The following is a 14,242-nucleotide window of genomic DNA, read 5'->3' as shown; positions in this document are numbered from 1 at the left end:
CAATTGAAAATCCTCTACCTCTCTTATGATGGTATGTTAGATCCCCTGGGTCAATCGCAGGTCATTCCGTACATACAGGGATTGGTGCGCAAAGGGCATGCGATCACACTGATCAGCTTTGAGAAGAAACAGCTGCGCCATGGTGAGGTGGCAATGAGAGAATACCTTGCCGCGTCAGGGATAGACTGGGTACCGCTCAACTACAGAAACAAACTTCCGGTTCTTTCAACCCTGGGTAATGTGAGGCGGCTGGTGAGAAAAACCAGGGATATCTGTGAGTACAAGGGTATTCAGGCTGTACATTGCAGGAGTTATATTCCGTTGATCGCAGGCCTGAAAATGAAGCAGGAAAGGAAGTTGTTTCTGGTCTTTGACATGAGAGGTTTTTACGCCGATGAGCGGGCCGAGGGTGGTCTGTGGAAACGTTCAAACCCCATTTACAACGCCATCTACAAATACTTTAAAAAAGTTGAAAAACAGGGGATCGCTCAGGCGGATCACATTGTGTCCCTCACCACAGCAGCAAGGGTCATCATGGAGCGTGATTGGATGGAAGCCAGGAAGGTGCCCGTTTCGGTGATACCGTGCTGTGCAGACCCGAATGTGTTTACCACCTCTGTTGAAGAACCCCGTATCAAGGCCTGGAAAAATAAGCTGGATATTCCGGATGATCATTTTGTCCTGGGTTATCTGGGGTCCATCGGAACGTGGTATATGCTGGATGAGATGCTTGCGTTTTTTAAGGTGCTTCTTGAGAAACGCAGCAACGCCGTGTTTCTTTTTATTTCCCCGGATCCACCGTCCCTCATTCTTAGCGAGGGGGTAAAGCATGGAATTCCCGCTGATCGTATCAGGGTGCAAAGACTGACGAGGAATGAAGTGGCAGAAGCCATTCATGTGTTCGATCTTTCGATATTCTTTATCCGGCCGGTATTTTCCAAGAAAGCATCTTCCCCAACCAAAATGGGTGAACTGCTTAATGCAGGAATTCCGATCATTACAAATGCAGGTGTGGGTGATGTGGATCAGGTGTACGAAGAAGCTTTCAACCTTAAACCTGTAATGACTTTTACCGAATCCGCATACCATGAGGCATTGGAAAACCTCGACCATCTCCTGGATCAGGATCCCGAACATCTGAGGGAAACCGCATTACGCCATTTTTCGTTAGAGCAGGGCATCGAAGCCTTTGACAGGATTTATTGCTCACTACAACCAGCGAATGACCTCGCCTCGTAAAAAAATACTTTATATCGCTGCGCACCGGCCTGGGCGTTCACCGGGACAACGTTTCCGGTTTGAGCAATATATGCCGCTGCTGGAGTCCAACGGCTTTGATGTCACCCATTCACATATCATAAGTGAGAAAGATGATCAGGTCTTTTACAGCAAAGGCAACTATCTACGTAAGACGGCCATCCTGTTTAAAAGCTTTCTGAAGCGGCTGGAAGACGTGCTCAAAGCCGACCACTTTGATCTGATCGTGGTTTACCGGGAAGCATTGATGCTCGGTTCAACTGTGTTCGAACGATTATTGCAGCGGTCCGATACACCTGTGATCATGGATTTTGATGATGCCATCTGGTTGCAGGATGTGTCTGAAGGCAATCAACAGTTTGCCTGGCTGAAGAGACCTTCCAAAACGAGCCGGATCATAGCCATGGCTGATATGGTATTTGCCGGTAATGACTACCTGGCGAAATACGCATCCGGGTTCAATACACGTGTGAAACTGGTGCCTACAACCATAGACATGGATTACCATTCGCATCGGAAACAAACAAATGACCAGGATCATGTGGTGATCGGATGGACAGGCACTTCCACTACGTTAAAGCATTTCGAGTTGGTGCTGCCCGCTATGCATCAACTCAAGAAAACCTTTGGAGACCGGATGAAGATAAGGGTGATAGCCGATGTTCCACCAGCCACCAACGGATTGGCCACCGAGTTTTGTAAGTGGAACCTGGAGACGGAAATTGCAGACCTTGCGAGTTTTGACATAGGGATTATGCCGCTTCCTCAGGATGATTGGAGTCAGGGGAAATGTGGTTTCAAAGGGTTGCAATATATGTCCCTGGGAATTCCTACGGTGATGTCACCGGTCGGTGTGAACAACAAGATTATCAATGATGGTGTCAACGGTTTTCTTGCCGGAAACGAATCTGAATGGGTTGAAAAACTCTCCACCCTGATTACTACCAAATCCCTTCGGGAACAATTGGGAGCCAAGGGTTATGAAACAATCCGGGAGCATTATTCCCTGCAATCATTCTCTGCCGATTATCTGAAATACATTCGTGAAGCGATGGATATCCGGGGATGAATGACTTCATCGGTCCGGTAATGATTAACCGTGATGATAAGGTTCATTGTTCAGGATGGTGAAAGCCCGGTATATCTGCTCCAATAGAATGATGCGGACCATCTGATGCGTGAAGGTCATGGACGAAAGGGATATTTTTCCATTGGCCCGCGCAATGACTTCCTCCGAAAACCCATAAGCCCCGCCGATCATGAAAACCAGGTGGCGGGTAGAACGGTTCATGCGTTCTTGAATCCAATCTGAAAATGCTTCTGATGTATATCCCTTCCCGGTGCTGTCAAGCAGAATAACTTCTTCCGTATCGCTGATGCGATCAAGAAGTAATCTTCCTTCAGCCTTTAACTGTTCATGGGGAGATGAGGACCGGATTTTACGAAGAGGAATGGCATCAAATGTGATTGGCAGATAACGTGAAATGCGCTTCGAATAATCGTTGATAAGTGTTGTCAGTTCTGACTTATCGGTTTCTCCGACAGCCATCACGGATATTTTCATCTCCCCGGGATTTTATATTTTCGCAAAGGTGCCTTTGAATTGGCTTGGTTTTTGTGTGAAGGTAATCAAAAGAAACAAGGCCGGTGGTTGTACCTACGTGCAGTACACAAGCTCCGGTATGGTTCAGAACCTTTTATTGATACGCAAATGAAAAAATTTGGTGCACTTGTGATCTTGCTTACCGGAGTTTACCTCTCTACATTCGCGGTGGTGGATGTGTCGGATGATATTTCGGCTGCCATTCGTGCCGGAAGTGCCAGGGAGTTATCACGATTTATGGCCAATACAGTGACCCTCACCATCGAGGATGATGAAGATGCTTTCAGTCGTGAGCAGGCGGCCCAGATACTGAAAGACTTCTTCACCCGGAATCCGCCGAAGGCATTTACCCTGATGCACAAAAGTGCTGCAAAGGACGGCTCACAATATGCCATCGGAAAATTCGAAAGCGGAGATAAGGTGTACCGCACTTATTTTTTGCTGAAGAAAACCGGTGACTCGTATACCATCGACTCCCTTAGCTTTGAGCTCGATGCCAATCCAAAGTAAAACATTGCAGTTGTCAGACAGGTTTCCCTTGCCCGATCCGGAACGACGCGGACGCTTACTAAAAGCTGCCCTCGACGAGGATATCGGCCAGGGCGATCATACTTCCCTGGCCTGTCTGCGCAAAGAATTGACAGGGGAAGCACAGTTGGTGGCCAAGGATGAAGGTGTCATTGCAGGCGTCTATCTTGCCAGGGAAGTATTCCAGCTTGTTGATAGGTCGATTGAAGTGATCCCACACGTGAATGATGGAGATTCGGTTCGCCCGGGGAATACCATATTACATGCGAAAGGTCCTGCGGCCTCTCTGTTATCCGCCGAACGTGTAATGTTAAACTTTATGCAACGTTTGAGCGGAATTGCTACTGCTACCCGTGATATGGTACAGGTGCTTGAAGGAAGCGGTATCAAAGTGCTGGATACCCGAAAGACCACACCCGGCATCCGGTTGCTTGAGAAATGGGCCGTCACAGTAGGTGGCGGATACAATCACAGATTCGGCCTTGATGATATGGTGTTGATCAAGGATAACCATATTGATTTTTGTGGTGGTGTTACAGAAGCGCTGAACAGGGTGGCGGTTTACCTGAAAGAAAATAGCCTGGATCTACCTGTGGTCATTGAGGCGCGGACAATGGAGGAAGTGGAGGAGGTGCTTGCCGCGGAGAATGTCTACCGCATACTCCTGGATAATTTCACCCCCGGTCAACTGAAAATGGCAACGGAGCGGATAGCAGGCCGGATAACCACCGAGGCATCCGGTAATATTGGCCCGTCAAATGCTCATGCCTACAAAGATACCGGGGTGGACTTCATCTCTTCAGGTAGTCTCACCCACTCCGTGAAGTGTCTGGACCTTAGTCTAAAAACCGTGTTTTAATGCACGAAGAGAGGAAGCCCGGGAAAGTGATATCGTACCTGCTGCAACTGAAAGTGGTGGCACATATTCTGGCTATTTCCAAGCGCATTGTTATTCCCGGATTCGATAAGTTGCCTCTGTATAGTGTGGCGAGCTTTTTTATTTCGGGACTAAGGAAAAGTTCGATTACCACCAGGGCGTCATCCATGGCCTTTCACTTTTTTCTGGCCCTGTTTCCCGCCATCATCTTTTTCTTTACCCTCATCCCCTATATTCCGATTGCCGATTTTCAGGATCAGTTAATGGAGCTATTGGGGAGTATCCTTCCGGAAAATGTTTTTGATGCTTCCCGGCAAACCATAGAAGGAATTGTCAATGACAAAAGAGGTGGCCTGCTATCTGTTGGTTTCCTTTCCATGCTTTACTTTGCTACCAACGGGATCAACTCCATGATCCATAATTTCAATCAGACCTACCACGCTGTTGAGACAAGAAACTTTATCCAGCAACGCCTGGTATCCATTGTTCTGATGTTAATCATGAGTACGCTCATTCTTGCGGCTATTCTGATCATTATCCTTGGAAAGCAAGTACTTCAATTGATGGTGGATGAAAGCTGGATGAAAGAACAATGGACCATCCTGCTTTTTGAAGGTGGAAAATGGCTCATTATGATCGCCCTGTATTTCTTCACCATTTCGTTTATATATTTTCTCGGTCCTGCAAAGCGGTCCCGATGGCGCTTCATCTCCGCAGGCTCCACCGCCGCTACTTTTTTCTCCATCCTGACCTCTCTGGGATTCGCTTTTTTTGTCAATAATTTCGGACAGTACAACAAACTCTACGGCTCACTCGGTACCATTATCGTGATGATGCTTTGGATATATTTCAATTCTCTTATCCTGCTGATCGGCTTTGAACTCAATGCCAGTATCAAATCTGCGGGTACCAAGCCCACGCTTCAATAAAGGATTCCGAAATACATCGGAATACCGTCCTTAAAATCATCATGTATGGCCGGTATGGGCTTGTTTAATGTGATTATATCCTTTATAATATTTAATGTAAAGTGCATATAAATAGTTATTTAGATTATGTCACGCCGTTTTGAAACATAATATGGGAATAAAATGTTTGTTGACTTTGGTCAATGTCATTCTCATTTTGCAATCAGTGACGCTCACAATTTGATTCTCTTAATGGAAGTATTCTGCCGAGCTAACCGCAGACCAATCATTGCCACAAGACCCCGCGTGGAGTAGTGCAGGGTATGGTATTAGTATAATTATTTTCTCGATGAAGACGATGACAAGAAAAGGAATAGTGGGTCTCTCCATTATGTTATTTGGAGTGACATTCGCTTTTGCGCAGGCAGAAGTAAAGGTACAATTGCAGGGAACGGTTATCGATTTTGTGGAACCGTTCGTTAGTCCTAATAAAACAGGACAGCCGGTAACCGTGGCATTGGATGCCTCCCGTGAGATTCAGGTGGAGGTGAATGTGAATACCGTTACCAATGGATACTATGATGTGATCGGGGGAGTTGCAGGTGTGGAACACGCCTCCTTCTTTTTTGACGGATATCCGGATGCCATTTCCGGAAAGGTCATTTTTATGGATACCCGGGAAGCCTTTGATATTTTTACCACCCCTTCAGGTCAGGTTGCCATTCGGCCCATTGACATTAATAAAGTGATTGGTGTGGATGCCTGGGAACTTCCTGCCAATGCATTTACGCTGTCGAATGGAATGACCTCCGAAGAGATCATTGAAGCACAGGAGAAAATGGCCATCCCACAGCTCGAAAGCCAACCGGGTGCTACCGGTGTTCTCTACCTCGATTTTGATGGAGAGGTGTCAACCAGCAGATGGAACAACGGACAAACCATCAATGCCCAGTCGCTCAACTGGAGCGATCAGAATATCACCAATGCCTGGAAACTGACTTCGGAGGATTATCTGCCTTTCAATGTGAATGTGACCACGATCCGGGCCCGCTATGACAATGCACCTGCGGATCAGCGCATGATGTGTATCTACACAACGACCAATACCGCTGCACCGCAATATGGAGGTGTGGCCTATATCTCTTCCTTTTCCGATGGCAGAAACGATCCTTGCTGGGCATTTTTCTCAAGTGAATTCAAAGGGGAAGCGGAGACAGGGTCTCATGAGTTCGGTCATACGGTTGGCCTTGAACATGACGGTGATAACAATGCCGGAACCAATTATTACCTGGGACACGGAGACTGGGGTCCGATCATGGGCGCATCCTATGGCCCTACAAAAAGAAAGATATCCCAGTTCAGTAAGGGGGAATATCAGGGGGCGACAAATACTTCACAGGATGATGTGGCCACCATCGCCAATATTATCGATGCCGGGTATAAGACCGACGATCACAGCAATACCACCAGCAATGCCACGCCTCTGGTAACGGATGGATCAGGAAATGTGGCAGCGGCCGACAACCATGGTATCATTGAAAAACGAACCGATAAAGATGTGTTTGAGTTCACCACGACGGGAGGGAGTGTGCAGTTTGACTTCAATCCTGCGGATGACTTTCTTGATCACCCCAACCTGGATATTCAGGCACGACTTCTTGACAATACCGGTGCGGAAATCGTTAAATCAGATCCGACCGGCCTGAGCGCAAGCATTTCCCAAAATCTTGCCGCAGGTACATACTATATTGAAATTGATGGCGTGGGTTATGGAAACCCCTTGAACACCGGTTATTCTGATTACGGTTCGCTGGGGTATTTTGATATTTCCGGATCCTATCCCGAAGGACCAAATACCAATCCTCCCGTTGCCGAATTCACCGCAGATGCGACGGAAGGCTGTGGTTCTTTGACAGTCTCCTTTACCGATCAATCCGCCAACAGTCCTACTTCCTGGTCATGGGATTTCGGTGACAGCAGTCCGGTATCAACCCTGCAAAACCCGACCCATACGTACAGCACACCCGGTGATTATACGGTTACCCTGACAACCACAAGCCAGTATGGAACCGATTCCGAGATAAAAACGCAATACATTTCGGTGATGACAGGCCAGCCGTATACCGCAGTCAAAGGTGGGCCTGTGGACAATACTTCTGTTGGCGGCGGCGGTTACTTCACTGCCAATGACACCCGAGGATTGATCTTCGATGTGCTGCAACCTTCCGTGATCAAGTCTGTGAAAGTATTTGCAGATGGTGCCGGTGACCGCACCATCGAAGTGCTTGACGCGGTCGGTGGTAATGTGGTGCATACCAAAACGGTGAATATTCCTGATGGAGAAAGCCGCGTTACCCTGGATTTTGCCCTGGATCCCGGCACCGATTATCATATCAAGATCACCGGTTCCCTTGTCAGCCTCTATAGAAATAATGCAGGCGCCTCCTTTCCTTATGATATTTCAGGACTGATCTCCATTACACAAACGGACTATGCATCCACCGACCCGAATTACTATTACTATTTCTATGACTGGGAGGTTGTGCAACAAGGTTGTGATCAAACGGTAGGTCTTGGTATGGACAAATCAAATTCCGGAATTTCTGTTTACCCTAACCCTGCAACGGATCTTGTACACATAGAGCTGCCATCATCAGGGCCATGCGAAGTGAACATCGTGGATGTGGCCGGAAAAAACGTGTTTCAACAATCATCTGTAACAGGCACTTCCATGAAGGTATTCATGGGCGACCTGTCCAATGGTGTATATATTGTGAAGGTTCAATACGGACAAAAGTTATCTGTCGGAAAGATTGTTCTTTCCAGGTAAAGTAGAAGTAGTAGATATCACGCCAACTTATGCAGTGGGAGGTGAGGAACGAGCCGAACTATCTGTATTTAGTTGGGGTTATACCAGCGGAGTTCTCCCTCTCCCTGAGTAGCAACATTGCAACGGACCGGATTTTCCGGACCACATCGATTACCGATTTCGCTTGATGGCAATGCCTTCGTGTGCCTGTACCGGCAGACTTATGAGGTATTACTTCACGGAGTTTTAACTGGATTATCTTAAAAACCGATCTATGAAAAAAGTAGCAGTATTCTTTTTAACACTCTGTACATCGCTATTTGGTTTTTCTCAGAACAGCCGGATCATGCAGGTCGCACAGAACAATTTAAAATCCTACCTGGAGGTTATTCCTGCAGGCCTGGAGCAGCAACACGGGTTTCATAACCGGGCAGAATTTGCAAAGGTAACTTTAGGTTCGCTTTATCAGATCACTGCTCTGGACAAAGAGGGACGCATTACACCAACAGGGTTTTTCTATGTGGTGGTGAGCGTTGATAATGAATTCAGGGCGCTACTTACCGTAGGTGAGGTGAATGGTAAAACGGAGATTCAATCGGTGGGTGCATCTATCCTGGCCCATGATCTTCAGGTGGCAGAAGAAAAAGAAAAGGTAGCCGCGGATGCGCGAAGGGTTTTGCTGAACGACTATATAAACGGTTGTTCGTTTGTCACCTACAACGAGCAGAATAAGCCGGTCGAGGATGGAATGTTCATTCCCTTGTCTTCCGCGAGGTCCTTCCTTGGACTGTCAGATGACGTACAGCCATCATATTCGTTGCCGGAATTGGCGAAGTCCATCCCGGGTCATTCCAGATAATTCAATATAAATCAACAAAAGACCTCTTTTATGAAAAACGTAAAAACGCTTTTAGCCATTGTTGGTTTTGCGATCGGATTAGCTGGCGCAGCCAATGCGCAAACGGTTACTGCAGATGTTGAAGTAGTCATGCAAACCCAGTCAAACTGGTGCTGGGCTGCCAATAGTGAATGTATCCTTCGTTACTATGGCACGGAAGCATCGCAGTGTGAAATAAACAACTTCAATTGGAATAAGAGCACCTGCTGCGGTTCCCCCGGCTCATGTAACCAGACCAATGAGATGATACCCATTAAGGATATTCTCACGCATTTCGGACCGGTCAACAGCAAACTCTATACAGGACCGTTATCCGTATCTCAGATAACAACAATACTCGGTGATGAAAGACCATTTATTATTGGCGTCATGTGGAACAGCAGCGGAGGCCATGTGGTTGTGGGATGCGGATACAATACTTCCACGAGCAAGCTGACCGTCATGGATCCCTGGAACGGAACGACTACCGGCAACTACAGTGGAGGAAGTTCCATCGTGATCAGCGGAAGCTCCGGTACATGGAAGGAAGGCCTGGAAGTAACAGACGCTCCCGGAGGAAGCATGCCCACCGCCGATATCAATGTCGATAACAGCTCGGGCTGGGGTAGTCTGACGGTTCAGTTCACCGATAATTCAACCGGGAATCCGGACAGCTGGAAATGGGACTTTGATGACGGTACCTCATCAAACCAGCAAAACCCAACACATACCTTCGCGCAGGGAACATATAATGTCTCTCTGACCGTGACCAATGCCAACGGCAAGGACACAAAGGTGACCCCCATTACCGTACTGGCCGGAGACCCATTTCCTTCTGTTAAAGGTGGTCCGCAGGATTATGCTTCCGTTGGCAGTGGCGGGTATTTTTCCTCCAATGATATGCGGGGTCTCATCTTTGATGTGCTTAAACCATCCGTGATCAAGTCTGTGAAAGTATTTGCAGATGGCGCCGGTGACCGGACCATCGAAGTGCTGGATGCTGTGGAAGGAAATGTGTTACTCAGTAAAACGGTGAATATACCCGATGGGGAAAGTCGTGTGTCGCTTGGTTTTTCTGTGGATCCGGGAACGGGTTACCATATCAAGGTCACCGGGTCCACTGTGAGTCTGTACAGAAATAATTCAGGGGCTTCTTTTCCTTACGATATCTCGGGATTGGTTTCCATTACACAAACAGACTACGGAACCACCGATCCGAACTATTACTATTTCTTCTACGATTGGGAGGTGACCCCACAGGGTTGCGATCAGACCACCGGCATGGATCAGATATCGGGTACACGTACAATGCGTATCTACCCGAACCCTGCACAGGATATGGTGCATATCGCATTGCCATCGTCAGAGAGAAGTGAAGTGTCTGTCGTGGACATGACGGGAAAGGTGGTTTACCGGAACAGCGCCGTTTCAGGCCCCGCGCTGGATGTGAATATGGAGCACCTGCCTGATGGTATGTACGCTGTCAGGGTGTTATCCGGCGCTCATTTACTCATGGACAGGGTTGTCCTTTCGAGGTAGCTCCGTAAGCTTGATTTCAAACGCGTTTGTGCAACGCGATCCATGTGCATCACCTGTTTCCGGCTCAACGTCCGGAACGGGTGATGCTTTTTTATATCCGGTGGTTACGCGCATCAGTTCTGTTTCTACGAAGCATGTCTTTTCAAAATTGTACATTCGTAACTGGGTCAGAATGATCCAGGAACGAATACAGAACAAAGAGAATCTATATATGAGCAGAATCAGATTTGCATTCACCTTCATATTGCTGACCGCCTTCGCCGTTGCGATCGCCCAACAGCATGATCCGCTCCGCCCCCCCAATACCTACGCTGTAAAATCAAATCCGCATTACTGGAAGAACAGAAAACCTTATGCCGATTATTGGCAACAGGATGTTCACTACACCATCCATGCCCGTATCGATGAAGTGAGTGATGTGATAGAGGCGACTGAAACGCTTGTGTATACCAACAACTCGCCGGATGAACTTCCGTTTGTGTATTTCCATCTTTACCAGAACGCTTTTCAGCCGGGCTCTTACTATGAGAAAATGGAGGCTGCGGCGGGAAGGAGATATTCTTACAATCCCTATGAGTTGAACGGATTGGGAACAAAAGTGAAGGAGATCAAATCTGCAGGTCAGGACCTGAAGACGGAAACGGATAATACGGTTATGAAAGTCTTCCTGAACAAACCCCTAAAACCGGGTGAAAGCATTACCTTCGACATTGCTTTTACCACCTACTTCGGTTTGTATGATGGAAGGGGAGGTGCCCTAACCAACTATGCCATGCGCAGACGTATGAAGCGTTTCCTTAGCGGAAACTTCAAGCATTACGATGGCGTGCACTGGTATCCGAGAATCTCGGTCTATGATCATAAATTCGGATGGACCACGGATCAGCATCTCGGCAGGGAGTTTTACGGAGACTATGGAACCTATGATGTAGAACTGGATTTTGCCAATGACATGGTCCTGGATGCCACCGGTTTTCTCCTGAACAGAGATGAGGTACTTCCGCCGGCACTCAGAGAAAAACTGGACATCAAGAACTTCAAAGACAAGCCGTGGAATGAGGCACCCTCTGTCATCACTCCCTACGATACCACCCAACGAAAGGTCTGGAAATTTCATGCGGAAAATGTCCATGATTTTGCCTTTACCGCGGACCCTACATATCGTATCGGAGAATTTGAATATGTACCGGAAGGGCAGCGTGGGCGCAAGATCCGGTGCGTGGCTTTAGCACAGGAGGCACATGCCTCGCGTTGGCAGAATGCAGCGGAATATGCGGCAAAAGTTGTTCAGTTGTACAGTGAGGATATTGGCATGTACAATTATCATAAGATGATCGTTGCCGATGCCAGGGATGGCATGGAGTACCCCATGCTCACACTTGATAACGGTGGTGATCCCGGTTACCGGGGCCTGCTTTGCCATGAGATTGGACACAACTGGTTCTTCGGACAGGTAGGGAACAATGAAACTTACCGGGCGGCACTCGACGAAGGTTTTACTTCGTGGCTAACAGCTTATTCACTCATGAAGCTTGAAGGTGATACCCTGCCGGCCAGCGGAGCCAAAAGCAAGTATGTTAGAAAATTCAAAAACCGGGATCTTGTGTTATGGCGCAGGGCAATGCAACCATATATAGATGGAGCCATTGACGGGGATCTGGCCACGCTCAACACCCATTCCGATGACTTCTCTCTATTCCCCGATATAGGTGCCGGCTACAGGAATGTATATTACAAGACGGCGGCGATGATGTTCAACCTGGAATATGTGCTGGGTAAAGATTTGTTCATGGATGCCATGCGCCATTATTTTGATCAGTGGAAATTCTGTCACCCTTATTTTGAAGATTTCAGGGCTTCCATTATCAACTATACCAAGGTGGATCTGAATTGGTTCTTCGATCAATGGATGGAAACAAACAAAACCATAGACTATGCGGTCAGTCGTGTGAAACCAGGCATCGACATGGATACCTATGTGATCCGGTTTCGCAGAAAGGGAGATATGGAAATGCCCATAGATTTCAGGGTAGTGGGTGTGGATGGTAAGATCAGGGATTTTCATATCCCTAACCAATGGTTTGTGAAGAAGACGGACGCTACGATTCTTCCGAAGTGGTCCGGCCGCGGGATTCTCAACCAGGAATATGAGGTCACCATTTCCATGCCGGGCGGTATACAGGATGTGATTATTGATCCTTCAGGGCGATTGGCTGATGTCAACAAACTCAACAATACCTGGCGCTTTCCTTATACCCTGAATTATGATGCCCGGATAAGGAATGCATCCGACTGGGACCATTATGAACTCTTTGGCAGGCCGGATGTCTGGTATAATGGATATGATGGTGTGAAAATGGGTTTCCATGTCAATGGCAATTACCTGCAAAAATTTCATCGCATCCATGCAAGCGTTTGGTTGAACACCGGATTACTGCAATCCAAACTGCCTGAAAATATCGATTTCGGAAGGTATGATAACATATCCTGGAATCTGCAGTATCGCACCGCTACAGATAAGTTCATTCCGGCGTCCGAATTGGCGCTTGGAACTTCCCACATCGATGGACTGAATACATTTACAGGCGGATTCAGTAAGCGCAATAACAGGTCAAACACCACATGGCATCTCAATGGTAAGGTCATGTACCGGGTGGATAGCACGGACCTGACCTATCTGATCTATCCTGAGGAGTGGGGTGTGGCCAGGGACTCTTCTGAGATCAAATTCAACAATACCCTGGAGTTAGGCGTGGAACGTAGTTACCGTTACAAGCGGGGTGCAGGTTCCGTGAATGCGGAACTTCGGTCCAGCACCTTTGCCAGTGATTATGATTATGCATATGTAAGACTTCGTGCAGTCAATCATACCTGGATATGGAAGACCCTCCTGCGCACGCGTGTCTTTGCCCAGATAGGTCTTGGAAAGAACTGGGCACCGGAGTCGTCATTATTCCTGGCAGGAGCCAATCCGGAAGAAATGATGGATAATAAGTTTGTTCGTTCCATTCCTTACTATGACAGGCGGTACCAGGGCTTCGGTGATAACACCAAACACCTGCATCATGGTGGTGGCCTTAACCTGAGGGGATATGCCGGTTACCTTGTGGCACAGCTTGATGATAATGATGAGGTGCGAACGGTTTACAAAGGCAGAACGGGCGTGTCGCTGAATACCGAACTGGAGTTGGACAAGCTGGTGCGATTCCGTCCTAAAGCATTAAGCAGGATATTGGGTTTCACACCTTACCTGTTTGCAGATGCAGGCCTGATCAATATGTCAGAACAGAATGAGAATTTCGCATTTGCCGATCTGAGGGCGGATGCCGGTTTGGGTTTTGCACTCACCATCAAGAAATGGCCACCACTTGAAATGACAGAACCGTTGACACTTCGTTTGGATCTGCCCATATTCCTTAACAGAACACCTGCCGTGGATCCGGAGTTTGTTCAGTTGAGGTACGTATTTGGGGTGAGCAGGGCATTTTAACAAACGCCTACTTTAGGAAATCCCTCCAGTTGAATAGTTCAGGCGTGATCCTGGTCAAATATAGGATCAGGAAATAGGCAATTCCTATTATGCCGGAATGAATAGCAATATCCAGAATTGGTTGATCAACAGATGGGATGGCTTTGGCGGCAAAATAAATCGCTATAATCAATACCATTCCTATAACGGTATCCTTATCAAACGGCTGCAAGCCAAACCTTTTCCATATGAACAGATATTTTAAAATATTGAACATTATCGAAGACAGAGCAGTGGCAACCGCCGCACCAATCATCTGATACTTTGGTATAAATATCAGATTGGAGGTAAATGCAAAAACGATCATTAGGAAAA

The 14,242-nt window shown here is 47.4% G+C and carries 11 protein-coding genes; 9 read left to right on the top strand and 2 right to left on the bottom strand.

From position 1 onward, the window contains the following. The first annotated feature begins 3 nt into the window (after nt 1–3). Together KDD36_02185 and KDD36_02180 are read left to right on the top strand one after the other, a co-directional pair. Nucleotides 4–1,239: a glycosyltransferase gene (locus KDD36_02185; protein MCB0395432.1), complete on the top strand. Its 1,236-nt coding sequence runs from the start codon at nt 4–6 to the stop codon at nt 1,237–1,239. Next, the gene (locus tag KDD36_02180; protein ID MCB0395431.1) at nt 1,223–2,326 is read left to right on the top strand and encodes a glycosyltransferase family 4 protein; all 1,104 of its coding nucleotides are present in this window, start codon (nt 1,223–1,225) and stop codon (nt 2,324–2,326) included. The genes KDD36_02185 and KDD36_02180 overlap by 17 nt, the downstream gene beginning before the upstream one ends. Before the next feature lie 24 nt (nt 2,327–2,350). Here KDD36_02180 and KDD36_02175 read toward each other — a convergent pair whose 3' ends face one another. Further along, a complete protein-coding gene (locus KDD36_02175; GenBank protein ID MCB0395430.1) occupies nt 2,351–2,821 on the bottom strand; it encodes a 23S rRNA (pseudouridine(1915)-N(3))-methyltransferase RlmH in 471 nt (156 codons plus the stop codon). A gap of 147 nt (nt 2,822–2,968) precedes the next feature. Between KDD36_02175 and KDD36_02170 the strand changes: the two genes are divergently transcribed. From KDD36_02170 to KDD36_02140, 7 genes are all read left to right on the top strand, one after another. Beyond that, nucleotides 2,969–3,370 (top strand): DUF4783 domain-containing protein, encoded by a 402-nt coding sequence (locus KDD36_02170; protein MCB0395429.1) that lies wholly within the window; start codon nt 2,969–2,971, stop codon nt 3,368–3,370. Continuing rightward, entirely contained in the window at nt 3,354–4,247 is an 894-nt protein-coding gene (nadC, locus tag KDD36_02165) for a carboxylating nicotinate-nucleotide diphosphorylase (protein ID MCB0395428.1), read from the top strand. Before KDD36_02170 ends, nadC begins: the two co-directional genes overlap by 17 nt. Next, nucleotides 4,247–5,194, top strand: a complete 948-nt coding sequence (locus tag KDD36_02160; protein MCB0395427.1) for a YihY/virulence factor BrkB family protein — start codon at nt 4,247–4,249, stop codon at nt 5,192–5,194. The genes nadC and KDD36_02160 overlap by 1 nt, the downstream gene beginning before the upstream one ends. A 328-nt stretch (nt 5,195–5,522) precedes the next feature. Next, entirely contained in the window at nt 5,523–8,003 is a 2,481-nt protein-coding gene (locus tag KDD36_02155) for a T9SS type A sorting domain-containing protein (protein ID MCB0395426.1), read from the top strand. A 253-nt stretch (nt 8,004–8,256) separates the two neighbouring features. Continuing rightward, nucleotides 8,257–8,841 (top strand): hypothetical protein, encoded by a 585-nt coding sequence (locus KDD36_02150; protein ID MCB0395425.1) that lies wholly within the window; start codon nt 8,257–8,259, stop codon nt 8,839–8,841. Nucleotides 8,842–8,871: 30 nt separating this feature from the next. Beyond that, nucleotides 8,872–10,398 carry a T9SS type A sorting domain-containing protein gene (locus tag KDD36_02145; GenBank protein MCB0395424.1) on the top strand — a complete coding sequence of 509 codons (1,527 nt, stop codon included), beginning with the start codon at nt 8,872–8,874 and terminating at the stop codon, nt 10,396–10,398. Between the two features lie 211 nt (nt 10,399–10,609). After that, complete coding sequence (locus KDD36_02140) at nt 10,610–13,888, top strand: M1 family metallopeptidase (protein ID MCB0395423.1); 3,279 nt, start codon at nt 10,610–10,612, stop codon at nt 13,886–13,888. 7 nt (nt 13,889–13,895) lie between these two features. Here the strand turns inward: KDD36_02140 and KDD36_02135 are convergent. Next, nucleotides 13,896–14,242, bottom strand: a 347-nt coding sequence (locus tag KDD36_02135; protein MCB0395422.1) for a polysaccharide biosynthesis C-terminal domain-containing protein, incomplete at its 5' end; no start/stop codon positions are given.

The organism is Flavobacteriales bacterium (genome assembly GCA_020435415.1).
Taxonomy (GTDB): Bacteria; Bacteroidota; Bacteroidia; order JACJYZ01; family JACJYZ01; genus JACJYZ01.
The sequence above is the reverse complement of the archived record's forward strand: the minus strand, read 5'-3'. Positions and strand labels throughout refer to the sequence as shown.